We start from the raw sequence: 26212 nt of genomic DNA on the forward strand, positions 1-26212 counted from the left end.
GTCGGGAGGCCTGAGCTGGGTGGGGTGGGCAGGCCGCTGGTGGGTGGCTTGGCCTGGCCTGAAGGGGCGCCTGCGGACGGGAAGGCCGGCACGCCGCCCGAGCCTGGGCGGGAGCCTGAGCTTCTCGTCTGGTCGCCGCCACCGCCGCCGGGTGCCATGGGGGCGCCCATGGGCATTGCGCCGCCCATCGGGGTCTGGTGGGACGACGGCGGGGCCGCGGTGGGGGCGGCGCCCGCGGTGTGAGTGGTGTCCAGGCGGGGCGGAGCAGCCGGGCCGTGGGCGCCCGCCGGTACGCCGGAGGAGCCGTGGGGTGCGGCAGGCACACCGCCGGAACCACCGGACGGGACATGGCCAGAGCCCGAGCCAGAACCCGAGCCGCCCGCGCCCGAGCCAGGCCCGGAACCCGAACCCAGCGAGGGCGGTGCGGAGACAGCGGGGCGCGCCGCGGCGGCGGTGTGCGTGGGCGCATCGGGGCCGCCGTGCACCTCAGGGGGTGGGGCCACGTGGGCGCCGCCGGGGGCCACGGCGGAGACGGCGGCGGGTTTGGTGCCGTCGGACGAGCCGGCGGGGCCGGTGGCCTCGCGGACCTTCGAGGCAACGTCGTGGCCGCGGTCGGCGATCTCGGTCGCGGAGTCCTTGATCGACGTCATGTCGTCGTGGATGTCGTTGATCGAGTTGCGGACGTCGCGCCCGGCCTCGGCCACCTCCTGGGTGGCGTTCATGGCCTCGGCGAGGGAGTCGGCGTCCTTCAGCTTGCCGATGGCGGAGAAGACGCGGCCGACGGCGTCGAACAAGGACTTCACGTCGGCGATGAGCTTTTGGACCGTGTCGATGATGTCCATGACACGGCGGTAGATCTGGTACGCGTTCCAGACCATCTCGGCGGCCTTGATCCAGCCGGCGACGGGGATCCAGACGGTGGCGGCGGCCTCGAGCAGCTTGTTGACGAGGTAGTCCAGCAGGCGCGCGGCCTGCTTGCCCAGGGCCTCGGCGCCGGCGGCGACCGTGTCGAAGCCCTTCGCGATCAGCTGGGCCACGCCCATCTCCGCGAACAGGGCGGCCTTCCAGCCCAGGGCGATGTACTTCTCGTGGGCGCGAGCGGCGTCGCCGTCCCAGTGGTCGCGCACCTTGCCCACCGCGTCGGTGAGGTTGTACGAGACGTCGTTCATCGCGTTGCCGACCATGCGCCAGGCGTCGCCGTCGGCCCGGATCTTCGACCAGTCACCGGTGATCGGCGTGATGATCGTGGCGACCAGCGATTCACCGGTCACGGCCTCGAACACCCAGTTGACCGCCTGCACACCCCAGCCCTGGTCCTGCAGGACGTCGTTCAGCGACGCCCGGTCGACCTCCGGCTGCTTCAGCGACGCCGCGACGGGACGCGGGTCCTGGTACCCCGTGGCGCTCACCCGAGGATCCTGTTGAAGATCGCCATCTGAGCGCGGTCGACGGCCTCGTAGGTTGCGGCCGTCGAATCCACCGCTCCCGCCGCGCCCTCCAGCTTGGACTTGCCGAAGTCGAGCGTCTCGTCGAACAGAGCCCGCACGAGGTCCACGCCGGGCTGCAGCAACGTCAGCAGGCCGGTGAAGCCCGCCTTGTCGCACGCCGTGGCGTGGACGTACTTGCGGATCGTCTCGAACTCTTGGGCTTCGGTGCGCAGGTACTCGGCGTACGCGCGCAACTCAGCCGCGTCGGTGAACAGCGACGACACAGCGTCCCCCCTGCGGACTCAGGTGCTCAGGTCACGCTGTGACGCACAACTCTCGTCACCAGTTCCCCGTGCGATGGAAGTTGTTCAGGCGTTCAAGACACGGATCGAGATCCATGTCTTGTGCGGATACCCATGAGTCGTCGTAGTAGGTGTTCGCGTAACGCTCGCCGCCGTCACACAGCAAAGTCACCACGCTTCCGCGCGTGCGAGATTGCCGCATCTGGGCCACGATCTCGAACGCTCCCCAGAGATTTGTTCCGGTCGACCCGCCGACCCGCCGCCCGAGCAGGTCCTCGACGTACCGGATGGTCGCCACGGACGCCGCGTCCGGCACCTTGATCATGCGGTCGATCACCTGACCGATGAACGACGGCTCCACCCGCGGCCGGCCGATCCCCTCGATCCCCGAGCCGCGCGTGGCCACGAGGTCCGGGTTGCCGTCCCGCCAGGCCTCGAAGAACACCGAGTGCTCCGGATCGACGACGGCCAGCCGCGTGTTGAGCTTCTGGTAGTGGATGTACCGGCCGATCGTGGCCGACGTACCGCCGGTGCCGGCCCCCACCACGATCCACTCGGGCTCCGGCGACGGCTCCAGCTTCATCTGGTCGAAGATCGACTCGGCGATGTTGTTGTTGCCCCGCCAATCCGTCGCGCGCTCGGCGTGCGTGAACTGGTCCATGAAGTGGCCGCCGAGCTCGGACGCCAGCCGCCGAGACTCGTCGTAGATCGTCGACGGGTCGTCGATGAAGTGGCACCTGCCGCCCTGCCGCTCGATCAGCGCGACCTTCTCGGCCGAGGTCGAGCGGGGCATCACCGCGATGAACGGCAGTCCCAGCAGCCGGGCGAAGTACGCCTCGGACACCGCTGTCGAACCGGACGAGGCCTCGATCACGGGCGTGCCGCCGGTGATCCAGCCGTTGCAGATCGCGTAGAGGAACAACGACCGCGCCAGCCGGTGCTTCAACGAACCCGTGGGGTGCGTCGACTCGTCCTTCAGGTAGAGGTCGATGCCCCAGTCGAGCGGCAGTGGATAACGCAGCAGATGGGTGTCGGCGCTGCGGTTCGCGTCCGCCTCGATGATCCCGACGGCCTCGCGCACCCAGTGCCTGGTCCTGCTGCAACAGCGGTCAACAGAGGTACTCACAGCGGCACGATAACCGCGCAAACGGCCTATGCCTGGGTGACAGGACCTTCGTCACCACGCAGTTCGGCGCGCAACTTGTCCCGCTCGGACTGACGCACCGCCTGGCGCTCGTTCAACCCGACGGCCACACGCTGCCGCAGCCCCTTGAACAGGAACAACGACGCGGGCAGCGCCACGACGACACCGACGGCCAGCGCGGGGAGCAAAGGAACCTTGACCAGCATGAGCACACCCGTCACGACCGCCACGAGACCAAGGCGGGCGAGAACGTAAAGCGTCACATCGCGAGCGAGCACCCGTTCAGGTTACGTCGTCGTCCTCGTCGCCGGTGTTCGGCCGCCCCTCGAACCGCGTGGACAGCACCACAGTCGTGCGCGTGCGGGCAACACCGGGGATGCGCCGCAACCGCCCGAGCGCGCGCTCCAGGTCGTCCACCGTCGCCACCCGGACCTTGACGATGAACGACTCGTCGCCCGCCACCCGGTAGCAGGACTCGACCTCGACGAGCTCGCCCAACGCGACCGCGACCTCGTTGTCGTCCGCGATGTCGGTGGGGTGGATGCCGATCAACGCGGTGACGCCCAGGCCGACCGCGCTGGGGTCGACGACCGCGTGATACCCGACGATCACACCGCTGGACTCGAGCTTGCCGACGCGCTCGTGCACGGCGGAGGCGGACAGGCCGACCTTCCGGCCGAGATCGGCGTACGTGGCCCGGCCGTTGGCACGCAGTGCGGCGATGATCTGTCGATCAAGAGCATCCACCCGCGACACCCTATGCCCTGCCCGCACGCGGGGGCCTCCCGTGTGCTCCTAGTACACGAAAGCTCCCCGCGTGCACTTGAAGCATGTCCGGTTCGCCCCGGTCGTCCCTTACTACCTCTTTACCAAAAAACAAGCGTTCGAGTACCTGATGGGTCAGATGACACGATCAGACCGGAACGTCTGATCTGAGGAGGACGAGTGACTGCAGCCACCGAGCGCCTGTTGACGCCTGGGGAAGTCGCCAATCTGTTCCGGGTCGACCCGAAGACCGTGACCCGATGGGCCACCGCAGGTCGCATCGGCTCGATCCGCACGCCTGGAGGACACCGCAGGTTCCGTGAGACGGAGGTGAAGGCTCTGCTTTCGGAGCTCACCACCGAGGCCACTGAACCCGTCCGGCACTGAAACCGTAGTAATCCCTGTGCCGCGGGTAACCTCGTGGCAAAGGGAGGTGGCGACCAGATGATCTACCTGCTGGCGGTGATCGGTGCGCTCACCGTGGCCGTGCTCGTGTGGCGAGCGTTCGCCCCGCAGCACTCGGAGTACACGCCGGGCCGCAAGGTGATCGCACCCGACGACGACCCCGAGTTCCTGCGCAAGCTCGACGAGCAGCGCAAGCGCGACGAGTGAACGAAAAAGGGGCCCCGACCCCGGGGCCCCTTTCGCGCGAGTACTGACCGGCTCTAGGAGTGCGGGAAGTCGTCCGCCACCACGGCGGCGAGTTCCAGCAACGCGAGCCGGGTCTCCGGCGCGAGCTGGTCCAGCGCGATCTCGGCGCCCTCTTCGAGGTGCTCGTCGAACGGCAGCCGGACCACCGCACGGCACCTCTGCTGGAAGTGCGCGGAGAGCTTGTCGAGATCGACCTTGCCCGACTTCGGGCGCACCGAGTTGATCACGCACACCGACTTCGCGACCAGGTCGCGGTAGCCGTGCGCCTCCAACCAGTCCAGCGTCGCGGCCGAGGTCTGCGCGCCATCGACCGAGCCGGACGACACCAGCACCAGCTGGTCGGCCTCGTCCAGCACGCCCTTCATGGCCGAGTGCATCAAACCGGTGCCGCAGTCGGTCAGCACGATGTTGTAGAAGTGCTCCAGCAACGCCACCGTGCGCCGGTAGTCCTCCTCGCTGAACGCCTCCGACACCGCCGGGTCCTGCTCGGACGCCAGCACCTCGAGGCGCGCCGGCGACTGCGAGGTGTACGCGCGCACGTCGCTGTACTTCGTGATCCGCGAGGCGTCGCGCAGCAGGTGACGCACGGTCGCCGTGGTCTCCCGCGGGATCTTCAACGCCAGCGTGCCGCGGTCAGGGTTCGCGTCGACCGCGATCACCCGGTCACCGCGCAGCGACGAGAACGTCGAGCCCAGCGTGGTCGTCGTGGTGGTCTTGCCGACGCCGCCCTTCAACGACAGCATCGCGATCTTGTAGCACCCGCGCAGCGGCTGGTTGATCCGCGCGATCAGCTCACGCCGGCGCAGGTCAGCGGGGCTCTCGCCGAGGTTGACGGCGCCGCCGGTGATCGAGTGCAGCGACTTGCGCCAGCCGGACGACGGCGGCCGCTTGTCCTTCTTGATCAGCTGCTGCGACGAGACCTGCTCCGCCTGCGAGCGGTACTCCTGCTGCGGGAAGTTGTTCGGGTACTGCGCACCGGCGAACTGGCCGTACTGAGCGGTGTTCTGGGTGCCGGCGACCTGATGAGCACCCGATTGGCCGCCGCCCACCTGGTACGGCCCGGACTGCGCGCCGGTCACCGGGTACGGGCCGGAGGCGTTGCCCGGCACCGAGTAGGGACCTGAGGCGTTGCCGGGCACCTGGTACGGCCCGGACGCGTTGCCGGGCACCTGGTACGGGCCGGAGGCGTTGCCGGGGACCTGGTAGGGCCCGGACTGGTTGCCGCCCGCCGGATAGGGGCCTGATTGACCGCCGCTGACGTGCTGCGGACCGGACTGCTGCGGGTCGAGGTAGGCCGCCGTCTGCGGATCGACGTACTGCGGGCCGGAGCCCTGTTCCTCACCCGGTGGTTGCCATGTCACCGCTGTGGCCCTCCTGAGCAAGAGGGACCAGGACTTCCCCGACCCCCAGGTTGCGACGGTACGCAACCGGCAGCGGTTCCATCGACCTGGGGGCTAAGTCGTTAGAGACCTGCGTACGAATGCAACCCGGTAGTGACCAAGTTGATGAAGAACAGGTTGAAGACGTTGAGCGCGAAACCCGCGACGTTGATCCAGGCGGCCCCACGACCACGCCAACCGGCCGTCGCACGCGCGTGCAGATACGCCGCGTAGACCACCCACGAGACGAACGCGACCGTCTCTTTGGGGTCCCAGCCCCAGAACCGGCCCCATGCGGCTTCCGCCCAGATCGCGCCGCAGATGATGCCGGCCGTGAACAGCGGGAACGCCAGCACCGTGGTCCGGTACGACATCCGGTCGAGCACGTCGGCGGACGGCAGCTTCGGGAAGCGCTCGGCCTTGCTGTCCTTGAGCAGGTAGAGGATCGACGTCACGCCGGGGATCAGCAGCACGCCGGACGAGATCGAGATCACCGAGACGTGGATCACCAGCCAGTACGACCGCAGCGCCGGCTGGACCGGCGCGGACTCGGCGTAGAGGACGGTGCCGCCGAGGAACAGCAGGACCAGGATCGGCGTCAGCACGAACGCGCCGAGGCGGCGGATCGGGAACTTCGCCATCAGCACGATCCACGTCACCACCGCGGCCAGGCACAGCAGCGACATGTACTCGTACATGTTGCCCCAGGGCGCACGCCCGGCGGAGAGACCGCGCATCACCAGCGAACCCAGGTGCAGCAGCGCGCCGAGGACCGTCAGCGCGGCACCCATGCGGCCGATGCGCTCGGCCCTGGACAGCTCGCTCTTCGGCTCGTCGGTCAGGATGCCCGGAATCGGCGCACCCGCTCCGACCAGCGCTTCAGCGTTGACGGCAGCCTTGCGCGGAGCACGGGCGAACGCCTGCTCGACCGCGTAGAGCATGATCGCGAAGAGGTAGACGCCGAGGGCGCTGCGGTACAGCCAGTCGCTGTAGGTCGCCAGAGTCTCGTTGACCGGCATCAGGACTTCTCCTCGTTCAGCACCGCGCGGGCCAGCCGCGTGAACTCCTCGCCGTATCCTGCCTGGTCAGTACGGGCCAGCCCGCCGACCTCGACCAACGTACGCCCGTCCTCCTGACGCGTCGCACGCACCCACACCCTGCGGCGTTTGACGGTGAGCGACACCCCGAGGCCGAGGATGATGAACACGGCGAACAACAGCACGTACCCCTGCGTCGGGTCGTGCGAGACCTGCAAAGACACCCAGTCGTTCACGGAGTCGAACCGCACCTTGGTGCCGTCGTCGAGCGCGATCTCCTCGCCCAGTGCGAGGTTCTTGCGCGCGACCTTCTGCAACCGGCCCTGATCGACCATGCCCATGTCGATCGAGAAGATCGACTGGCCGCGGCCGTCGTCCACGCCGAGATCGCCGCGGTACACGTCGACGGCGACCATCGGGTTGTTCAGGGCGGGGTACTTCGAGGTCAGGATGCTGCCGTGCAGCAACGGCGTCGGCGCCAGCAGTCCCGTGACCGCGATCTGGTTCTTGCGGCGCTGCTCGGAGTCCGTGATGCCCGGCGGGTCGAACTTCGTCGCTCCCTCCGAGGCCAGCGTGAGCTGGTCGGACGGCAGCCACTGGATGCCCTGCGTGCGCTTCTCGCCGTTGGGGAACGTCACCGTGAACGTCGGCGTGTACCCGTGGCCGAGCAGGTAGACGCGGTCGCCTTCGGTCCGCAGCGGGTGGTTGACCTGCAGGTTGTACGGCCGCCAGGTGTTCGACGCGAGATCGTCGCCCGACTGGTAGCGGATGTCCGCCTCGTAACCGACCGGCTGGCCGTTGTCGAGGTACCGGGCGGAGAACTTGCCGATCTCGACGCAGAACGGCGTGAGATCCGTGCCGTCGACCCGCAGACCGGGCCGGAACGAGTCGTAGTTGAAGACACCGCCGTTGCAGAACTGGCCGCCGTCGGCCTGGACGATGATCTGGCCCTCGTAGCTGAACATCTTGCCCAGCGCGAACGACACCAGCAGACCCAGCAACGCGAAGTGGAAGACCAGGTTGCCGGTCTCGCGCAGGTACCCGCGCTCGGCGCTGACCGTGTCCTCACCGGCGTCCATCCGCCAGCCGCGCATGGCCTTCTTCGCCTTGGCGACCGCCTCCTCCGGCGTCACGTCGAGCACCACCTGCGCGTGGTGCGGCATGCGTGAGAGGTTGCGCGGCGTCAGCACCGGCCTCGCGCGCATCTGCTTGAAGTACTCCCACGTACGGGGCAGCAGACACCCGACGAGGGACACGAAAAGCAGCAGGTAGATCGCGGCGAACCACGGCGTGGCGTACACCTCGAAGAACCCGAGCTTGAGCAGCAGATCGCCCCACCACCCGTGCTGGGCGACGTACTCGTCCACCTTCGCCGCGTTCAACGACAACTGCGGCAGCAACGCCCCCGGCATCGCCGCGAGCGCGAGCAGGAACAGCAGGGTCAGCGCGGTCCTCATCGAGGTGAGCCCGCGCCACGTGTTGCGGAGGAAGGCGATCACTAGAGCGGCAGCCTCACGACGTCGACGAACGAGTAGCGCAGCCACCCGACGAACTCACCCCAGAGCCCGGTGACCAACGCGATCCCGACCAGGATCAACAACACGCCACCGAAGATCTGCACCTGCCGGGCGTGCGAGCGCAGCCACTTGGTGACACCCAACGCCCACCGCGCCCCGAGCGCGAGCACCACGAACGGCAACCCGAGCCCCAAGCAGTACGCGAGCACCAACACAGCCCCACGCACCGTCGACGACCCGACCTCCGTGCTCCGCGCCACCGCGAGCACCCCGGCCAGCGTCGGCCCGAGACACGGCGTCCACCCGAGCGCGAACACCGCCCCGAGCAACGGCGCCCCTAGCAACCCGGCCCGCGGCTTGGCGTGGAACCGCACGTCCTTCTGCAACGCCGGAACCAGCCCGATGAAGACCAGCCCCATGAGGATCGTGACGACCCCACCGATGCGCTGGAACAGATCGGCGTTCAAGAACAACGCGTCCGACGCCCCAAGAATCGCCATGGAGGCCAACGCGAAAACCACCGTGAACCCGAGCACGAACAACAGCGAGGCCCCAGCAACCCGCCACCGCCCCTGCTTGGCCGGCTCGTTCGCCTCCACCCGAGGCGCCTCGGCACCGACCAGCCCGGCGAGGTACGCCAGATAACCGGGAACCAGCGGCACCACACACGGCGACGCGAACGAGATGAAGCCAGCGAGCAAGGCAACCCCGGTGGCCAGCAGCAGAGGCCCGGAGATCGCCAGATCGGTGGGGTTCACACACCTCAGAGTAGGTAGTTGCCCAGATCACGCGACGACCGGTGTCACTTTTGACGTCGACCAGACTGCGCCGGAAGTACCGACTATTGCCGCTTGTGGGTGACATCACGGTTGCTTAGCGTCAGCGCATGCATCGTTCCCGCCTGATCCTCCCGGCGCTGACCGTCGCCGCGCTGGCTCTGTTCACGCAGGTACCAGCCGGTGGCGCCACCCCGGCGATGGAATGGCGCGAGGTCTTCAACGAAGACGGCTCGATCACCCAGGCCCTCACCCCGAAGGCCCCGGCCGAGACGACGACGGGCTTCCGCGCCCTGGCCGCAGCCGAGGTGACCAAGGTCTACGGCGACCGCGACCCGTCCGATGCGTTCGACCTCGTCTTCGTGGGCGACGGCTACACAGCCGACGACATGGCGACCTACACCACCAACGTGAAGAGCAAGTGGGACGAACTCTCCGCCGTAGAACCGTTCGCGACCTACAAGCAGTACTTCAACGTGTGGCAGGTCAACGTGATCTCCAACGAGTCCGGTGTGGACCACGACCCGACCAAGGGCCTGCTGAAGGACACAGCGCTGGACATGGGCTTCTGGTGCCAAGGCCGTGACGCCAACACCGAACGCCTCCTGTGCGTGAACGAGACCAAGGCCAAGGAGTTCGCAGCCCTGGCCCCCCAAGCCGACCAGGTGATCGCCCTGGGCAACACCACGAAGTACGGCGGCGCAGGCGGCTCAGTGGCCACCGCCTCCGGCTCCAACGCCCAGGCGGGCCAAATCGCGATCCACGAGCTGGGCCACAGCATCGGCGGCCTGGCCGACGAGTACGACTACCCGTACCTCGCCTACACCGGCGCCGAACCAAGCGAAATCAACGTGACCAAGGACCCGACCGGCGCGAAGTGGGGCGCCTACCTGGGCCAGCCATCCCCAGACGGCGGCGTGATCGCCCCGCTGGAAGGCGCGCGCTACTACAAAACCGGCCTCTACCGCCCCACCGACAACTCGATCATGCGAACGCTGGGCAAACAGTTCAACTCGATCGGCCGAGACGCCATGATCAAGGCCTTCAAGACAAAAATCCCGTCCCTGGCCTTCGAAACGGCCCCAGGCCCACCCGTCGGCCAGAACTGAACGTGGGGGCCCCGCGTTCCCCTGAAGGAAACGCGGGGCCCCCCGCGTGACTTTTGGGATCACCCGATCGGGTTACTCCTTGGCGAGCTCGTCCAACACAGGCTGAACATCAGAAGCCAGCACCGGCACCAGGAACACCGCAGCCACCTTGTGCTCCTTGTCCACCACGAAGGTAGACGGCACGGTGTTGGCCGGAACTCCCTTGAACACGTTGACGAAACTCCGCGAAGAAGCGTCGTAAATGGACGGATAAGTGAGCGACCGAACCTTCATGAAGTCCTGCGGGTGAGCCTTCTCAGTCTCCTTGACATCAATCCCGAGAACCTGGTTCCCACCCTCGAACAGCTTCTGCATCTCCGAAGCCTCGGTCCGGCAGGGCGGACACCAGGCCCCCCAGACGTTGATCACCACAGGCTTCCCCGCGTAATCGGACAGCCGAATGGTCTTCCCGTCCTCCATGAGGGACTCCCCCTCGAGCCCCTTCAACGGCTTGCGCTCAGAAGGCGCGTACCGGATCTTCACCTGTCCACCGGGCGCCACGAGGTAGAACTGCCCAGCCCCAGGCTGGTTCACGTCCTTCCCCGTAGTGCACCCGGCAACCAGCAGCAACAGAACGAGCAAACGCTTCATGCCCCGGTCACCCGAGGATTGGTCGCTCCCACCGGCTCCGAGTAAGAAATCCGAACCAACTGCTCACCCTCGAAAATCAACGAGGTCAACGAAGCGAGCGAGCACTCCCGCCGACGCGGGTCGTGCCACATCCGCTTCCCCTCCAAGAACCGCCGCACCGTCCAAATAGGCAACTGGTGCGAGACACAAACAGCCTCATGCCCCTCGGCAGCGGCACGCGCCTTCTGCACCGCCCCGAGCATCCGATGAGCGATCTCGATGTACGGCTCGCCCCACGACGGCTTGAACGGGTTCACCAGCTTCGACCAGTGCTGGGGAGACCGCAGAGCGCCGTCCCCGACCGCGACCTTCAGTCCCTCGAACTTGTTGTCGGCCTCGATCAGCCGCTCGTCGGTCGCCAGTTCCAGGCGATGCGAGTCGGCGATGGGGGCCGCGGTCTGCTGCGCGCGCTCCAGCGGCGAGGCGACCACGTGCACGATGTCGTGGTCGGCCAGGAACTCGGCGACGGTGAGCGCCTGCTTCTGGCCGCGCTCGGACAGCTTGAAGCCGGGGATGCGGCCGTACAGGACGCCGGTCGGGTTGTGCACCTCGCCGTGGCGGAGCAGGTGGACGACGGTGCGGGTCACTTGCGGGCCTCCTTGGCGGCGCGGGCGGCGTGCGGCAGCGCGTCGGCGATCACGGCGAACTCCTCTTCACCCATGGCGGCGTTGACGAACCATGCCTCGAACGCCGACGGCGGGGCGTAGACGCCTCGTTCCAGCAGCGCGTGGAAGAACGGCGGGAAGCGCCACGTCTCACACGCCTGCGCACCCGCGTAGTCCTTCACCTCAGAAGAACCGAAGAACACGCTCACCAGGTTCCCGGCGAACTGCACGCGGTGCTCGACGCCGGCCTCGGTCAGGGTCGCGGTGAACAGCGCGCCGAGCCGCGTGGCGTTGCGGTTCAGGGCCGCGTAGACCTCGTCGTCGGCCGCGCGCAACGTGGCCAGACCGGCGGCGACCGCGACGGGGTTACCGGACAGCGTGCCTGCCTGGTAGACCGGGCCGGACGGGGCGAGGCGGGCCATCACGTCCGCGCGGCCGCCGAACGCCGCCGCGGGCAGGCCGCCCGACATGACCTTGCCGAACGTGTAGAGGTCACCGGCGACCCGCTCCAGGCCGAACCAGCCGGCGCGCGAGACGCGGAAGCCGGTCATGACCTCGTCCATGATCAGCAACGCTCCGTCGGCGTCGCAGATCTCCCGCAGGGAAGCGTTGAAGTCGGCGGACGGCGCGACCGCGCCCATGTTGCCCGCCGCGGCCTCGGTGATGATGCAGGCGATCTCGCCGGGGTTCTCCGCGAACGCCGCGCGCACGGCCTCGATGTCGTTGTACGGCAGCACGATCGTGTCCTCGGCCTGCGCGCCCGTGACACCCGGCGACGAGGGCAGGCCCAGGGTCGCGACGCCCGAGCCGGCCTGGGCCAGCAGCGCGTCGACGTGACCGTGGTAGCAGCCGGCGAACTTGATGACCTTGCGCCGCTCGGTGAAGCCGCGCGCCAGCCGGATCGCGCTCATCGTCGCCTCGGTGCCCGAGTTGACCAGGCGCACCTGGCGGACCGGTTCGACCCGGTCGACCAGTTCGGCCGCGAGCTCGATCTCACCCTCGGTCGGCGTGCCGAACGACAGACCGGACGAAGCCGCCTTCTGCACGGCGGAGACCACCGCCGGGTGGGCGTGCCCGAGGATCATCGGGCCCCACGAGGCCACCAGGTCGACGTACCGGTTGCCGTCCGCGTCCCACAGGTGCGGGCCCTCGCCGCGCACCATGAAGCGCGGGGTGCCGCCAACGGAGTGGAACGCCCGCACCGGAGAGTTGACCCCACCGGGGGTCAGCGCCGCGGCGCGCTCGAACAGGGCCTGGGATCGACTCGCAGTCACGTACCCCAGTCTCACACGTCGGCTTCGGCGGCTTTCTGCGGCCGGGTGCGCAGGGCCAGCATGACCTGCCGCACCGCGTCGAGCCCGAGCAGCACGGCCAGCGTGATCGCTCCGACAGCGGTGCCGAGCCAGTTGCCGTGGTAGCGCGTGGAGATCAACGGCTCGCGGCCCTCGATCGGGTACGCCAGCTTCACGACGCCGCGGTTCCAGCACCACACGGCGACGATCACCAGCAGCACGATCGCGACGAACTCTCCCGCGGCGATGAGCCACCGCTTGGGCTGGTGCAGGCTCGGGCCGGGATCCGGAACAGCATCCGGCACAGGATCGGCCACGGCGTCCGGCGCCGTGTCCGTCTCTGGCTCGGTAGCGGCCTCTGTCACGTCGCTCAGCCTCTCACGACCCGGCGCAGACCCGCGAGCAAGGCTTCCGGATCACGCGCCCAGCCCAGCACCACGGTGCCGTCGAGCAGCCGCAGCGGCACCGCCGTCGTCCCCTTCGGCACCGACCAGCCGCCACCGAGCACCCGCGCCCCTGTCGGCGCGCCGACGTCCCGGCAGGCCTCGATCATCGCGATCGGCAGCTTCTCCCGCCCGAACTGGGCTTCTTCGGCCGTCAGCACGACACTGCCGGTCTTCACCCGTCCGTAGACCCACAACACCGCGCCAAGCGTCAGCCCGAGTCCCACGATCGTCCACAGCCGCACGGAGGCGGGCCCGGTGATCAGCTCGACCAGATAGCCGGCGACCGCGAACGCGGGCCCCCACAGCAGCGGCCACCAGCTGCTGCCGGACTCCCGGTACAGCACTACCGCACGTACTTGTTCGAGGCCGGCAGGAACTGCAGCACCACGGCGGCGACGGTCAGGCCGATCACGACGATGCCGATCGTCACACCCGCCTGCCAGCTCGGCGCCTGCAGGCCCGCCAGCGTGATCCCGACCATGCACACCAGCCCGAACATGCCGAGGATCGTGAGCAGGATCCGCGCCCAGTTCTGGCCGTTGCGCAGGACGATGGCGAACGCGATGTACGGCGCCGCCGCCACGAGCATCGCGAAGCCCACCACCACGGTCATGATCTGGAAGCCCAGCTCGGCCGCCCGGCGACCGTCCGTCGTCGACGCGCTGGAGTCCTGCGCGACGAGGTAGTCCAGGTTGCTGAGCATCAGCACCGGGCCCACCGCGACGGAGAGCACCGCACCCGCGATCCAGATCCACATCGCCGCGGTGATCGTCGGCGGCCGCGCCGGCGCCAGCTCCTGCGGCAGCACGGGCGCGAGCGGCGGCATCGGGTAGTTCATGTTGTTGACCGCGTGCACCTCATAGGTGCCGTGCGTCGCGCCGTGGTTGTCCTGTCGCGGCGTGGTGTACGGGTTCTGCCACTGCGCGTCGGCGGGGTTCTGCCACGGGTTCTGCGGATCGGTCACGGCTCACGCACCTCCGCCAACCACTGTGCCGTAGCGCGCTGCCACGTGAAGACGATTGCGGCACAGATGAGCAGAAGCGTGACCAGGCTCGCCGCGCTGACGCCGACGAACAGGATCCAGATCATGTGCACGATCGCGATGAACGACAACGCGATCCGCGCCCAGTTCCGGCGCCGCAGGAACAACCGGGTCAGCCAGGCGTAGGCCGCCACGAAGATCAGCGCGGCCACCGACAGCGTGGTCAGGAAGCTCGTGACCTGCCCGGACGTCCAGTTGGTCAGCTGCTGCACCTCACCACGCTGAAACCACAGCCCGGCGGTGGTGAACACGACGAAGACGGCGATCGCGAGCCAGAGACCGACCGCGATGCGGACCGTCCGGGGAGCGTCGTTCACGTCAGCTGCTCGCGCTCGGCCAGGTAGTCGCTCGACTGCCGGAAGTAGAACAGCACCAGGCCGGAGATGGCGACCAGAGTCGTCACGACGCCGAGCGTGTTCGTGAGCACCTGGAAGAACAGGCCGAGCAGCAGCGTGATCATCAGACCGGTGCGGCTCTTCTTCAGGCCGCCCCTGACCTTGCCCGCGAACCACACCGCGACCGCGCCGAGCACGACCGTCACCACCAGCGAGACGGTCACGATGATGTTGACCGTCGAGGCGATCATGTCCGGCGTGACCTTCGGGTCCTTGTTGACCTGAAGGTTCGCGTCGATCAGCACCTGCTTGTTCAACATCACGTACAGCGCGGCCAGCACGCCGAGCGCCGATCCGACGACGACGATCCAGTAGCCCGCCGTGATCGTGCCGGGAGTGCCCGATTCCTTCGGAGACGTCACGGTCGGAACTTAGGACCGCAGGAAGTCGCTGTCCACCGTGACGCGTTTCCTGAAGTGCGCCGACGCCCGATACATCAGCACGATCGCGGTCGCGTCCAGCACCGTCGTCACGAACGTCGCGCCGAGGTCGAGCGGCCGCATGGTCACCCCGAAATCGGCGGCGATCCCGCTGCCCCAGGCGATCAGGCGGAACAGTCCGAACGCGACAGACGCGGCGCCGAGCACCGTCAGCACGATCCGGGCCCAGTTCCGCCCGCGCGCCATCGCGTTCGCCAGCCGCGTGTACGCGACGAGGATCACTGTCGCGAGCAGTAGCCCGAACAGGATCCCGCCGTTCACTCCCGCATCGATCTGGTCCTGCCCCAGCGCCGGGTTCTGCCGGCGCGCCTCGGACACGAGCGTCTCGCGGTCGAAGAGCTGGGCCAGGAACCGGGCCATGCCGATGCTCGCGCTGGCGATCCAGAGCCAGCGCGAGACGTTGATCAGCTGCGGGACGGGGGTGCTTACCGGTCCAGCCACCGCGCCGCTTCCACGGCCCAGTACGTCAGGATGATGTCCGCACCCGCGCGCCGGATGGACGTGAGCGACTCGAGAATCGAACGCTCGCGGTCGATCCAACCGTTCTGAGCAGCAGCCTCGATCATCGCGTACTCACCGGAGATCTGGTACGCCGCAACGGGAACGTCCGAGATCTCGGCGATGGCCCGCAGCACGTCCAGGTACAGCAGCGCCGGCTTGACCATGACCATGTCCGCGCCCTCGGCGAGGTCCAGCTGCACCTCGCGGACCGCCTCACGGGCGTTCGCCGGGTCCTGCTGGTAGGTCTTGCGGTCGCCCGCGAGCTGCGACTCGACGGCGTCGCGGAACGGCCCGTAGAACGCCGAGGCGTACTTGGCCGAGTAGGCGAGGATGCCGGTGTCCTGCAGGCCCGCCTCGTCCAGCGCGGTGCGGATGAAGCCGATCTGGCCGTCCATCATGCCGCTGGGGCCGACGACGTGGGCACCGGCGCGCGCCTGGGCCACGGCCATCTCGCCGTAGACCTCCAGGGTCGCGTCGTTGTCCACCGCGCCGTCCGCGGCGAGCACGCCGCAGTGGCCGTGGTCGGTGAACTCGTCGAGGCAGCAGTCCGACATGAGCACGGTGCTGTCCCCGAGCTCCGAGCGGAGATCACCCAGCGCGGCGTTGAGGATGCCGTCCGGGTCGGTCGCGCCGGAACCGACGGCGTCGCGCTCGGCCGGGACGCCGAACAGCATGATGCCGCCGACCCCTGCCTGCACGGCCTCGACCGCGGCCTTCCGCATCGAGTCACGGGTGTGCTGCAGGACGCCCGGCATGCTGCCGATCTCGGCGGGCTCGGCCAGGCCTTCCTTGACGAACATCGGCAGCACGAGCTGCCTCGGGCGCACCTCGGTCTCGCTGACCAGGCGACGCATGGCGGGCGTCGTGCGCAGACGCCTCGGCCGGTGAAGTGGGTACACGGCAGGACTCCCTGTGGAGAGAGTCGAAGGGGCCACTCAAAGATTTCTTGAGTGGCCCCGACGGCTTCAGTTTTCGATTCTAGCTGCGGCGCAGACGCTTGGTCTTGCGCGGAGGAGGCAGCGCTCCCTCGGCGCGCAACCGGGCGGCGTGCGCGGCCAGCGCGTCGACCAGCGCGGGCACGTTCGCCTCCTCTGGCTGCACGTCGACCCGGAGGCCGAACTCCCGCGCCGTCTCGGCGGTCTGCGGGCCGATGCACGCGACGAGCGTGCGGGCGTGCGGCTTGCCCGCGATGCCGACCAGGTTCCGCACGGTCGACGACGAGGTGAAGCACACCGCGTCGAAGCCACCGGACTTGATCATCTCGCGGGTGTCGGCGGGCGGCGGCGCCGCACGCACGGTGCGGTACGCCGTCACGTCGTCGATCTCCCAGCCACGCTCACGCAGGCCGGCGGCCAGCGTCTCGGTGGCGATGTCGGCCCGCGGCAGCAGCACGCGGTCGACCGGGTCCAGGATGTCGTCGTAGGGCGGGAAGTCGTTGAGGAGACCCTCGGACGACTGCTCACCGGACGGCACGAGCTCGGGGATGATGCCGAACGAGCGCACCTTCGCGGCCGTGGCCTCGCCGACGCAGGCGATCTTCACGCCGGAGAACGCACGGGCGTCCAGGCCGAACTCGCGGAACTTCTCCCACACCGCGCGGACGGCGTTGGTCGAGGTGAAGACGACCCACTGGTAGCGGCCGTCGACCAGACCCTTGACCGAGCGCTCCATCTGCGCGGGGCTGCGGGGCGGCTCGACCGAGATCGTCGGTACCTCGACGGCGATCGCGCCGTGCGAGTGCAGCCGGTCGCTCATCGCGCCGGCCTGCTCCTTGGTCCGCGGGACCAGCACGCGCCAGCCGTAGAGCGCCCGCGACTCCCACCAGGAGAGCTTCGAACGCGCGGCGGCGGCGGCACCGACGGTGACGACCAGCGGGCCGCTCATCTCACCGGCGTCGGCGGCCGCGGCCGCCAGCGTGGTGTCGATGGTGCGCTGCTGGAAGCCTGTGCCCTCGGCGGTCACGGCGACCGGGGTCTGCGGCGCGAGGCCGTTCTCGACCAGGTTCGACGCGGCCTCGGCGAGGTGCGAGCCCGTGGCGTGCAGGACGAGCGTGCCGGGCGAGGCGGCGAGGCCTGCCCAGTCGGTCACCGCGCGGACGTCGACCTCGGTGTGCACGCCACCGAGCGCGACACCCGCGTAGGCGGGAACCGCGGTACCGGAGGGCACGCCGGGCACGACGTCGAACGGGATCGTCGACTTCGCGACCGCCTGTGCCTCCTTCACCACCGAGTCGAGGGTGAGCGGGTCACCGGCGACGAGGCGAACGACGGTCGCGCCGTTCTTCGCCTCGGTCACCAGGTCCTTGGCGACGTCGGCGGCCTCGCCGACAGCGGGGCGGACCTCGACTCCCTCGGCCACGGTCGCGAGGACGTCCGCCGGGACGTCCGGGTCGGTCACCACGAGTTCAGCCCTGGTGAGCAAGTCGTGGGCCCGGACCGTGAGCAGCCCGGTGTCGCCTGGGCCGGAGCCCACGAAGGCGATGCGTCCGGGGGTCTTGCGTGCGCGGGTCATCAGGGCACTCCCCATCGATTACGCCTCTGGGCCGCTGAGAACCGCGGCCCCGAGGTCGAGCAACTCGGCGGCCAGCGCCCGGCCGAGTCCCTCAGCTTCGGTCAAGTCACCGGTGGCGGACGCCCGGAGGAGATCGTTCTCCGGCGTCGCTGCGACCCCGCGCAAGGAAAGCCGGTACACGACCTTCCCCTCGTCGTCGAGGTCTTCCACCACATCGGCCAGCGCGCCGACCGGCGCGCTGCAGCCCGCCTCGAGCGCAGCCAGCATGGCGCGCTCAGCGGTCACAGCGGCCCGGCTGGCCGAATCGTCCAAAGTGGACTGGATCAGGTGCTCGGCATCGACGTCGTCGATCCGGCACTCGACTGCCAACGCACCCTGTGCGGGTGCGGGAAGCATCTGGATGGGCTCCAGGTTCTCGGTGATCTCGCTCGTGCGACCGAGGCGCGCGATGCCGGCACGGGCCAGCACCACGGCGTCGAGCTCGCCGTTGCGGACCTTGCCGATGCGGGTGTCCACGTTGCCGCGCAACGGAACGATGTCCAGCCCGAGGCCGAGAGCCTCCAGCTGGGCCGCACGGCGCGGGGAACCGGTGCCCACAGTGGACCCCGGCGGCAGCTCGCCGAGCGTGAGACCGTCGCGCGCCACGAGGGCGTCGCGCGGGTCCTCGCGCTGAGGCACCGCCGCGAGCACCAGACGCTTGTCCGGCGCGGTCGGGAGGTCCTTGTAGGAGTGGACGGCGACGTCGATCTCGTTGTTCGCGAGCGCGTCGCGAAGAGCCGACGTGAACACGCCGATGCCGATCTGCGCGATAGGGGCGTCGGAGAGGTCACCCGGCGTCTTGATGACGACGATCTCGACCTGTGCTCCGGCAGCCTTCAACGCCTCGGCCACGGTCCCCGTCTGCGCGAGCGCCAGTGCGCTGCCTCGGGTACCGATCCGTAGGGTGCGGGTCACCGCGTTTCACCATCCACTGAAGCTTGCTTGGTCTGACTGACGGCCCCAGGAGCCTGGGGGTCGAGCCCGAACAGTTCGCGGAGAGCCTCCGCGTAGCCGGTACCACCAGGTGCGGAGGCGAGCTCCTTCACCCGGACGGTCGGCGTGTGCAGGAGCTTGTCTACAACGCGGCGCACCGTCTTGGCCAATTCACCGCGTGTCGCGGCGTCCAGTTCGGGAAGTCGCGAATCAAGACGGAGGAGCTCGGCGTCGACCACCTCGGCCGCCCGCTTGCGCAGGGCCGTGACGGTCGGCGTGACCTCGGCGGAGCGTTGGCCCGCGAGGAACGCCCTGACCTCGTCGGCGACCAGCTGGGCGGCCAGCCGGGCGTCCTGACCGGCGGGCGCGTCCGAGAGCCGGCGCTGCAGCGTTTCCAGGTCAACCACACGAACGTTCGGCAGTTCGGCCGCGGCCGGGTCGACGTCCTTGGGCAGGCCCAGGTCGCACATGACGAGCGGCCGCGAGCGCTTGCTGATCATGTCCGCGCGGACCACCGTGTCGACCGACCCGGTGCACGCGAAGACGATGTCCGCGAGTTCGATTTCGGCGGCCAGCGCGGTGAGGTCGACGGCCGTCGCGGGGACGCCCTCGGCCTTCAGCGACGTGGCGAGACGCACACCGTTGGCCTGCGTCCGGTTCGCGATGACGACCTCGCCGATGCCGGCCCTGCGCAGGTGCGCGGCGGCCAGGCCACCCATGGCGCCCGCGCCGACGAGCAGCGCGCGCTTGCCGACGAGGGTGCCCAGCTCGGCCTCGGCGTCACCGAGGGCCTCGGACACGACCGACGCGCCCGCGTGGTCGATACCGGTCTCGGTGTGCACGCGCTTGCCGACGCGCAGCGCGTTCTGCGTGAGCTCGTGGACGGTCCGGCCGACGGTGCCCGCCGCGTCCGCCGCCGCGTACGCACCGCGCAGCTGGCCGAGGATCTGGGACTCGCCGACGACCATCGAGTCGAGGCCCGCCGCGACGGAGAACAGGTGTTCCACGGCAGCGGCGGCGTAATGCACGTAAAAGTTCTCGTACAGCGACTGCGGGTCGACCTGAGCGTGCTGCGCGAGCACCTCGACGACCTCGGACATGCCGCCGTGGAACGACTCGACGACGGCGTAGACCTCGACCCGGTTGCAGGTCGACAGGACCATCGCCTCGGAGACGCTGGGGGCGGCGAGCAGCTGACCGAGCACCTTGGGCTGGTCGGGCTCGGCCACGGTGACGCGTTCCAGGACCGGGACTGGGGCGGTGCGGTGCGACAGACCGACTACGAGCACACTCATGCACTCACCACGTCTGCCGGAGCCGTCTGGCTCACGCTCACGGGCGAATCACCATCCCGTCCACACCGAGTCCGTTGTTGCCGACCGAGACCCCACCGCTTGAGTTGTGCACAGCCTCGTCCGCACGTCGAGCGACGTGGAACGACAGGATCTGCATCTCGACCGCCAAGTCAACCTTGCGCACCTCGACGTTGTCTGGAACCTGAAGGACAACTGGTGCAAAGTTCAGAATGCACTGGACGCCCGCAGATACCAAACGGTCGCAAACCGACTGGGCCGCGGGTGGCGGCGTCGCGATGACACCGATCGAGACCTCGCGTTCCACGCAGACCGCGGTGATGTCGTCGATGTGGCTGACGGGAATGCCCCCAACAGGGATTCCGACGAGATCGGCGTCCACGTCGAACAACGCGGTGACCGGGAAACCGCGGCCGGGGAACCCGCCGTAGTTGGCCAGAGCGTGACCAAGGTTACCGATGCCGACGACGGCCACCGAGTGGTTGCGGGTGAGGCCCAGGATGCGCTCGATGTGGCTCACGAGGACCTCGACGTCGTACCCGACGCCCCTCGTGCCGTACGAGCCGATGTAGCTCAGGTCCTTGCGGAGCTTCGCCGCGTTGACGCCCGCGGCCTGGCTGAGCTCCTCGCTGGACACGGCCGTGACGCCCTGGTCGGCCATGCCGGACAGCACGCGGAGGTACACGGCGAGCCTGGCCACCGCCGCCTCGGGGATCGCACGAGCGCGCTCCCTGTCGGCAGGCTCCAGAGGGGTGGTGGTCGTCTCACCTTCGCCCCGCTGTGATGCCACGCTCTCCGACCTCCGGGTGTGCTTCACCGCAGGGACCCGCGGCGTTGGTGATACCCACACCGTACCGCTTGTGCATGCGTTCACAAAGTCGGCGCTCGGGCGTCACTGCGCTGGTCACAGGGCGTGACCAGCACCGGAGCACCGTTCACCGTGAGGTTGTCACCGGATCCCGCGACGCCCTACTCGACCGCGAACGAAATCGAGTGCCACCCGGTGGCGCCGTCCGGAACGGGATCCAGCCGCGCCTGGTCCTGGGTGTAGCCACTTTTGTCGGTGGCCCGGCATTCGACCGAGTGGTTCCCCGGCTTGAGATCCAGCTCGATCCGCCACATCCGCCAGGTGCTGTCGCTGACGTCCGCGCCGAGCGTGGCCTCCTGCCAGGGACCGCCGTCGGCCCGGACCTCCACCTTGGCCACGCCCTTGGGCTGTGCCCAGGCCGTCCCCGCCACGACGGTCTTGCCCTGCACCTTGGCGAACCCCTTGGGCCGGTCGATCCGCGACATCGTCTTGATCGGCGCCCTGGCGGCCCACCCGCGGGGGATCCAGTAGCCCTGTTCCTTCGCGAACGTGGTCACGTTCAGGTCCGTCACCCATTTGGTCGCCGACACGTACCCGTACAACCCGGGCACCACGAGCCGGGCCGGGAAGCCGTGCTCGGCGGGCAGCGGCTCGCCGTTCATCCCGATGGCGATCAATCCGCGTTCGAGCACGTAGTCCAGCGGGCTGCCGGCGGTGAAGCCGTCGTCACTCGTGCTGAACAACTGGTCGGCGCCGGCCTTGACGCCGGCCTCCCGCAGCACGTCACCGATCTTGACCCCGACGAACGTCCCGGTGGAGATGTACGGCCCGCCCACCTCGTTCGAGACGCAGGTCAGCGTCACCGTCTCCTCGACCAGGTCGCGCTGCCGGATCTCCTCGAACGTCAGCACCATCGGCCGTTCGACCATCCCGTGCACCCGCAGCGCCCACTCCTCTGCCCGGATCCGCGGCACGCTCAGCGCGGTGTCGATCCGGTAGAAGTCCTTGCCGCTGGTGACGAAGCTGGGCGTGCCGTCCTTGACGAAGTCGGCGCCGATCGGGATCTCCGGCGCCTTCGTCTTGGGCGTGAGGTCACCGATGGCCCTGCGCGACCCCTCGACGTCCGTCCGATTGCCGAAGAGCTGACCGGCGACCCCCGCCGCGACCGCGAGCCCGGCGGTGACGAGGAAGTCGCGCCTGGTCTCGCTCGGCTCGGCCTCCCTGTGCAGGAAGCGGAACACGTACAGCCCGGCCGCGAGGCTGGCGATCGGCGCGAGCACGGCGAGCTGGCCGACGTCCGGCCTGGTCAGCACGGCCGCGATGCCCACGAGCCCGAGCACGACCGCCACCACGGACCCCGGGGTGGCGCTCCGGCGGCTGGCCAGCCCGGCCGCGACGCCGACACCGGCCAGCACCAGGGCCATGCCGGTGAGCAGCACGAACTTGTCGTAGGTGCCGAACGTGGTGACCGCGAATTCCTTCAGCCACGACGGCGTGAGGTCGATCGCGGCGTTGCCCACCGCGAGGTACGGCGAGGCGCTGAGCCCCACGAAGGCGGCCACCAGATGCCCGGCCGCCAGCGCGGCGATGATCGCGAGCAGTCCGGTGAGCGCGGCCTTCAAGGGCTTCATGCCTCTAATTCGACACCGATACGGCCTTGGTTGCTCAGGACGTAAGACGGCGGTAACCACTTACCCCGCCAACGCCGCTCGCAGGCGGTCCTCCTCCACCTTCCAGTACCCGTGCTCGGCCCCGTCGACCAGGAACACCGGCACCCGATCGCCGTACTCGGCCCGCAGCTCGGGATCGGCGTCCACGTCCTCGACGGACCAGGTCGCGCCCATCTCGCCGCAGATCCGCTCGATCTCGGCCTGCGCGACGTGGCACGAGTGGCACGACTCGCGGCTCATCACGGTCACGTGGTGCGCCATCTCAGGCCCCCAACGGCTTGCGCAGGATGGCACGGGCCAGCTTGCCGGTCGGCGAGTGCGGCAGGGCCGGCGCGAACTCCACCGACGTGGGCACCTTGAACTTCGCCAACCGGGCCGCGCAGTGCGTCACGACGTCCTCCGAGGTCAGCTGCTGGCCGTCGCGGAGCACCACGACGACCTTCACCGCCTCACCGGTCTTGTCGGACGGCACCCCGACCGCCGCGGCTTCGAGCACCGCCGGCAGCTCGCCGATGACCTGCTCGACCTCGTGCGGGTAGACGTTGAACCCGTTGACGATGATCAGGTCGCCCGCGCGGTCCACCAGGTGCAGGTCGCCGTCGGCGTCGATGAACCCGACGTCTCCCGTGCGGAACCACCCGGACGCGTCCGGCCCGTGCGCGCCGTCCGGCCAGTAGCCGCTGAAGAGGTTGTCGCCCTTCGCGGACACCAGTCCGGTGCCCGGCTCGTCCTCGTCGATGTCGAGCACCGAGCCGTCCGTGTCCACCAGGCGGATCTCCACGCCCGGCAGCGCCTGTCCCACCGATCCCGGCTTCGGCACGCCTCCGACCAGCGTGGACGTCAGCACCGGACCGGTCTCGGTCAGGCCGTAGCCCTCGTAGATCGGGATGCCGATCGCCCCGCGCATCTCCGCGATGACGCCGGCCGGCAGCGGGGCCGCGCCGGAGGTGAAGAGCCGGACCGTCGCCAGCTTCTCCCGCAGCAGCTCGACCGGATGGGCCAGCAACGCCCGGTACATGGGCGGCACGCCGACCATCGTCGTCACCCGGTGCTCCTCGATGACGTCCAGGGCGTGACCCGGATCGAAGCGCTCCAGCAGCACCGCCGTGGCTCCGGCCCCGGCCACCTGCAGCAGCCCCGGCCCGAGCCCGTAGACGTGGAACAACGGCAGCGCGAGCAGCACCCGGTCGCCCGCGGTGACCGGCGCGGGCCGCAGCGAGGCGCACTGCGAGACGTTCGCGAGCAGCGCCCGGTGCGACAGCATCGCGCCACGCGGCACGCCGGACGTGCCGGAGGTGTACCCGAGCACCGCGAGGTCCTCGCCACCGCGCACGGCCTCGAAGTGCTCGGCGGTGGCGTTGACGTCGGGAAGTTCGAGCACGGTGGCGTCCGAACCCTCCCCGTCGCCCACCAGGAGGGTGGCGCCGGAGTCGGCCAGGATGCGCTGGAGCTCACGCGGCGGATTGCCCGGTCCGGTCGGCACCACGACGCCGCCGGCACGCAGGATTCCGAACACCGTGACCACGAACTCGGGGCCCGTGGGCAGCCGTACCGCCACTCGGTCGCCCGGTTCCAGTCCGGAATCGGCCAAACGGCGGGCGAAAGCATCGACGGCGCCGTCGATGGTTTCCCAGGTGAGGCTCACACCGCTCGCGACGTCGACCAACGCGACGTGGCTGGGCCCCCTCTGTGCCGAGGCACGAACCAGATCTGCGACATTGCGAGCGGAAGTCAACATGGCCTCCTCATGAACAACTGAACGCTTCGAGCAGTCTTCCACGCGTGACGAGCGTCATGAAGCCGTGGTTCGTGCGTCTCCACATCACAACCCGTCAGCTACCTACTAGGGAGTAACCACACGTATGCTGCCGCCACGGCGACTCTGTGGAGGTGCCGCGAGCCGATGACCGCGCGAGCACGACCGAACACGATCAGGACCACCCGAGCCATGGCGGGAGGTCAGCACGACAACGCCGGCGACGAGCCGTGGCAGCTCGTCAAGGCCGCCCAAGAGGGTGACACCGATGCGTTTGGCGTGCTCTACGACAAGTACGTCGACATGGTGTTCCGCTATGTCCTCTTCCGGGTGGGCGGCGATCGCGCGTTCGCCGAGGACGTGACGAGCGAGACGTTCCTGCGCGCGCTGCGGAGCATCGGTTCGGTCAGCTACCAGGGCCGCGACGTGGGGGCGTGGTTCGTCACGATCGCCCGAAACATCGTGTTCGACCACGTGAAGTCCAGCCGCTACCGGCTGGAGGTCACGACCGCCGAGCTCCAGGACAACCGCGAGGAGACGAGCGGCCCTGAGCAGGAAGTCATGACCGAGGCGACCAACGCGGAGCTGCTCCGGTGCGTTTCCCAGTTGGGTGACGACCAGCAGGAGTGCATCCGGCTGAGGTTCATCGAGGGCAAGTCGGTGTCCGAGGTCGCGGAGCTCATGGACCGCAACGAGGGCGCCGTGAAGGCGTTGCAACACCGGGCCGTCCGACGGCTCGCACAGATCCTCCCGTCGTGGTTGCGGTGATAGCGATCGCAGACGCGTAACCCAAAGCAGATCAACTTCGTTACTCGGGCTGAGATGGACGGTAAGGGAAGCACACCGCGTTGGCGGCACACAGAGCACGAGCGCTTCGCCCGTGCGGTGGAAGGCGGTCCGCAGCCGGTAGGCCGCGACAGCGATCTGGCCGACGACCTGGCGATCGTCGAGCTGCTCCGGACCATGGACGTGGGCCCGGATGCCGAAACCCGCGCGCGCATGAAGCAGCGCATCCTCACCGCGCCGCCACCCGAGAAGCCGCTGGTCCTCCCGTCGGTAAGACGCGTGGGAGCGCGCGCTCGCTTGGCAGTGGCGGCCGCCGCCGTGCTCTGCCTGCTGCTGTCGCTGGGCGGAATGAGTGTCCTGCTCAGCCGTGACGCGCTCCCGGGAGACCCGCTCTACGGCATCAAACGCACCACCGAAAGCGCCTCGCTCGGCCTGACCTTCGACGACGAGTCCCGTGCCCTCAAACACCTGGAGTTCGCCGCCACCAGGGTCACCGAGATGGAGACCCTGGCAGAACGCGCAGCCGAACCTGCCGCCCAACTGACGGCACTGGCCGACCTGGACGCCGACGCCGCCGAAGGCTCCCGCCAGCTCACCGCCTACGCCACGTCGTCCGACGAAAGCGCCCTACCGGCGCTGCGCGACTGGGCACTGGCCCAATACATGAAAATCGGCACCCTGCGCCCCCGCCTCCCAGGCGACGCCGGCGCCCACGCCGACACCACCATGTGGCTGCTGGCCAGCATCGCCCAACGAGCCCACGACCTGGCCGCCCGAGCCGGCTGCAGCGCCGTGATCAGCGGAAACTCCGACACCCTAGGCCCCCTGCCGGCCAAGGACGAGTGCGCCGCGGCCACCACCGACCCGAACGCCTCCACGGGCCGCAACCCGTCCTCCGC

At 69.0% G+C, this 26212-nt stretch carries 31 protein-coding genes; 5 read left to right on the plus strand and 26 right to left on the minus strand.

The window, feature by feature from the left end; genetic code table 11:
- The 5 genes from B0F77_RS38255 to B0F77_RS38275 form a co-directional block, all read right to left on the minus strand.
- Positions 1-1409, minus strand: a 1409-nt coding sequence (locus tag B0F77_RS38255; RefSeq protein ID WP_143467134.1) for a hypothetical protein, incomplete at its 3' end; no start/stop codon positions are given.
- Positions 1406-1711 (minus strand): hypothetical protein, encoded by a 306-nt coding sequence (locus B0F77_RS38260; protein WP_086667947.1) that lies wholly within the window; start codon positions 1709-1711, stop codon positions 1406-1408. The genes B0F77_RS38255 and B0F77_RS38260, both read right to left, overlap by 4 nt.
- A gap of 55 nt (positions 1712-1766) precedes the next feature.
- The gene (cds1, locus tag B0F77_RS38265; protein WP_086667948.1) at positions 1767-2855 is read right to left on the minus strand and encodes an L-cysteine desulfhydrase Cds1; all 1089 of its coding nucleotides are present in this window, start codon (positions 2853-2855) and stop codon (positions 1767-1769) included.
- 26 nt (positions 2856-2881) lie between these two features.
- Positions 2882-3151 (minus strand): DUF4229 domain-containing protein, encoded by a 270-nt coding sequence (locus B0F77_RS38270; protein WP_245849197.1) that lies wholly within the window; start codon positions 3149-3151, stop codon positions 2882-2884.
- A 4-nt stretch (positions 3152-3155) separates the two neighbouring features.
- Positions 3156-3620: an Lrp/AsnC family transcriptional regulator gene (locus B0F77_RS38275; protein WP_086667972.1), complete on the minus strand. Its 465-nt coding sequence runs from the start codon at positions 3618-3620 to the stop codon at positions 3156-3158.
- Between the two features lie 198 nt (positions 3621-3818).
- Between B0F77_RS38275 and B0F77_RS38280 the strand changes: the two genes are divergently transcribed.
- Both B0F77_RS38280 and B0F77_RS48800 read left to right on the plus strand, forming a co-directional pair.
- Entirely contained in the window at positions 3819-4025 is a 207-nt protein-coding gene (locus tag B0F77_RS38280; protein ID WP_030473853.1) for a BldC family transcriptional regulator, read from the plus strand.
- Positions 4026-4082: 57 nt separating this feature from the next.
- Entirely contained in the window at positions 4083-4250 is a 168-nt protein-coding gene (locus tag B0F77_RS48800) for a hypothetical protein (RefSeq protein WP_086667950.1), read from the plus strand.
- 53 nt (positions 4251-4303) lie between these two features.
- Here B0F77_RS48800 and B0F77_RS38290 read toward each other — a convergent pair whose 3' ends face one another.
- From B0F77_RS38290 to B0F77_RS38305, 4 genes are all read right to left on the minus strand, one after another.
- Positions 4304-5650, minus strand: a complete 1347-nt coding sequence (locus tag B0F77_RS38290) for a MinD/ParA family ATP-binding protein (protein ID WP_245849200.1) — start codon at positions 5648-5650, stop codon at positions 4304-4306.
- Between the two features lie 101 nt (positions 5651-5751).
- On the minus strand, positions 5752-6687 hold the full coding sequence (ccsB, locus tag B0F77_RS38295; protein ID WP_086667951.1) for a c-type cytochrome biogenesis protein CcsB: 936 nt from the start codon (positions 6685-6687) through the stop codon (positions 5752-5754).
- Positions 6687-8162 (minus strand): cytochrome c biogenesis protein ResB, encoded by a 1476-nt coding sequence (gene resB / locus B0F77_RS38300; protein ID WP_086667974.1) that lies wholly within the window; start codon positions 8160-8162, stop codon positions 6687-6689. The genes ccsB and resB overlap by 1 nt, the downstream gene beginning before the upstream one ends.
- Before the next feature lie 41 nt (positions 8163-8203).
- Positions 8204-8980 (minus strand): cytochrome c biogenesis CcdA family protein, encoded by a 777-nt coding sequence (locus B0F77_RS38305; RefSeq protein WP_086667952.1) that lies wholly within the window; start codon positions 8978-8980, stop codon positions 8204-8206.
- A 128-nt stretch (positions 8981-9108) separates the two neighbouring features.
- Between B0F77_RS38305 and B0F77_RS38310 the strand changes: the two genes are divergently transcribed.
- The gene (locus B0F77_RS38310) at positions 9109-10107 is read left to right on the plus strand and encodes a M64 family metallopeptidase (protein WP_086667953.1); all 999 of its coding nucleotides are present in this window, start codon (positions 9109-9111) and stop codon (positions 10105-10107) included.
- A gap of 72 nt (positions 10108-10179) precedes the next feature.
- Here B0F77_RS38310 and B0F77_RS38315 read toward each other — a convergent pair whose 3' ends face one another.
- From B0F77_RS38315 to B0F77_RS38395, 17 genes are all read right to left on the minus strand, one after another.
- Positions 10180-10737, minus strand: a complete 558-nt coding sequence (locus B0F77_RS38315) for a TlpA family protein disulfide reductase (protein WP_086667954.1) — start codon at positions 10735-10737, stop codon at positions 10180-10182.
- A complete protein-coding gene (locus B0F77_RS38320) occupies positions 10734-11363 on the minus strand; it encodes a histidine phosphatase family protein (RefSeq protein ID WP_086667955.1) in 630 nt (209 codons plus the stop codon). Before B0F77_RS38320 ends, B0F77_RS38315 begins: the two co-directional genes overlap by 4 nt.
- Positions 11360-12655: a glutamate-1-semialdehyde 2,1-aminomutase gene (gene hemL / locus B0F77_RS38325; RefSeq protein ID WP_086667975.1), complete on the minus strand. Its 1296-nt coding sequence runs from the start codon at positions 12653-12655 to the stop codon at positions 11360-11362. The genes B0F77_RS38320 and hemL overlap by 4 nt, the downstream gene beginning before the upstream one ends.
- Before the next feature lie 11 nt (positions 12656-12666).
- A complete protein-coding gene (locus B0F77_RS38330; protein WP_086667956.1) occupies positions 12667-13038 on the minus strand; it encodes a hypothetical protein in 372 nt (123 codons plus the stop codon).
- A gap of 5 nt (positions 13039-13043) precedes the next feature.
- Entirely contained in the window at positions 13044-13463 is a 420-nt protein-coding gene (locus B0F77_RS38335; protein ID WP_086667957.1) for a hypothetical protein, read from the minus strand.
- A complete protein-coding gene (locus tag B0F77_RS38340) occupies positions 13463-14083 on the minus strand; it encodes a hypothetical protein (protein ID WP_086667958.1) in 621 nt (206 codons plus the stop codon). The genes B0F77_RS38335 and B0F77_RS38340 overlap by 1 nt, the downstream gene beginning before the upstream one ends.
- Complete coding sequence (locus tag B0F77_RS38345; RefSeq protein ID WP_086667959.1) at positions 14080-14478, minus strand: hypothetical protein; 399 nt, start codon at positions 14476-14478, stop codon at positions 14080-14082. Before B0F77_RS38345 ends, B0F77_RS38340 begins: the two co-directional genes overlap by 4 nt.
- A complete protein-coding gene (locus tag B0F77_RS38350; RefSeq protein WP_086667960.1) occupies positions 14475-14918 on the minus strand; it encodes a hypothetical protein in 444 nt (147 codons plus the stop codon). Before B0F77_RS38350 ends, B0F77_RS38345 begins: the two co-directional genes overlap by 4 nt.
- Before the next feature lie 9 nt (positions 14919-14927).
- Positions 14928-15437, minus strand: coding sequence for a hypothetical protein (locus B0F77_RS38355; RefSeq protein ID WP_086667961.1), 510 nt, complete (start codon positions 15435-15437; stop codon positions 14928-14930).
- A complete protein-coding gene (gene hemB, locus B0F77_RS38360; RefSeq protein WP_086667962.1) occupies positions 15422-16396 on the minus strand; it encodes a porphobilinogen synthase in 975 nt (324 codons plus the stop codon). Before hemB ends, B0F77_RS38355 begins: the two co-directional genes overlap by 16 nt.
- 79 nt (positions 16397-16475) lie before the next feature.
- Entirely contained in the window at positions 16476-18008 is a 1533-nt protein-coding gene (locus B0F77_RS38365; RefSeq protein ID WP_086667963.1) for a bifunctional uroporphyrinogen-III C-methyltransferase/uroporphyrinogen-III synthase, read from the minus strand.
- 18 nt (positions 18009-18026) lie between these two features.
- Positions 18027-18962 carry a hydroxymethylbilane synthase gene (gene hemC / locus B0F77_RS38370; protein ID WP_086667964.1) on the minus strand — a complete coding sequence of 312 codons (936 nt, stop codon included), beginning with the start codon at positions 18960-18962 and terminating at the stop codon, positions 18027-18029.
- Complete coding sequence (locus B0F77_RS38375) at positions 18959-20275, minus strand: glutamyl-tRNA reductase (protein ID WP_086667965.1); 1317 nt, start codon at positions 20273-20275, stop codon at positions 18959-18961. Before B0F77_RS38375 ends, hemC begins: the two co-directional genes overlap by 4 nt.
- Before the next feature lie 37 nt (positions 20276-20312).
- Positions 20313-21083 (minus strand): redox-sensing transcriptional repressor Rex, encoded by a 771-nt coding sequence (locus tag B0F77_RS38380; RefSeq protein ID WP_086667966.1) that lies wholly within the window; start codon positions 21081-21083, stop codon positions 20313-20315.
- A 179-nt stretch (positions 21084-21262) separates the two neighbouring features.
- Complete coding sequence (locus B0F77_RS38385) at positions 21263-22732, minus strand: molybdopterin-dependent oxidoreductase (protein WP_086667967.1); 1470 nt, start codon at positions 22730-22732, stop codon at positions 21263-21265.
- A 60-nt stretch (positions 22733-22792) separates the two neighbouring features.
- Entirely contained in the window at positions 22793-23032 is a 240-nt protein-coding gene (locus B0F77_RS38390) for a glutaredoxin family protein (RefSeq protein WP_086667968.1), read from the minus strand.
- Between the two features lies 1 nt (position 23033).
- A complete protein-coding gene (locus B0F77_RS38395) occupies positions 23034-24509 on the minus strand; it encodes an AMP-binding protein (RefSeq protein WP_086667969.1) in 1476 nt (491 codons plus the stop codon).
- Between the two features lie 165 nt (positions 24510-24674).
- Between B0F77_RS38395 and B0F77_RS38400 the strand changes: the two genes are divergently transcribed.
- Positions 24675-25295, plus strand: coding sequence for a sigma-70 family RNA polymerase sigma factor (locus B0F77_RS38400; RefSeq protein ID WP_086667970.1), 621 nt, complete (start codon positions 24675-24677; stop codon positions 25293-25295).
- A gap of 54 nt (positions 25296-25349) precedes the next feature.
- Positions 25350-26212, plus strand: an 863-nt coding sequence (locus B0F77_RS38405) for a DUF5667 domain-containing protein (protein ID WP_143467137.1), incomplete at its 3' end; no start/stop codon positions are given.

It is taken from the genome of Lentzea kentuckyensis (genome assembly GCF_002150765.1).
In the GTDB taxonomy this organism is placed as follows: domain Bacteria; phylum Actinomycetota; class Actinomycetes; order Mycobacteriales; family Pseudonocardiaceae; genus Lentzea; species Lentzea kentuckyensis.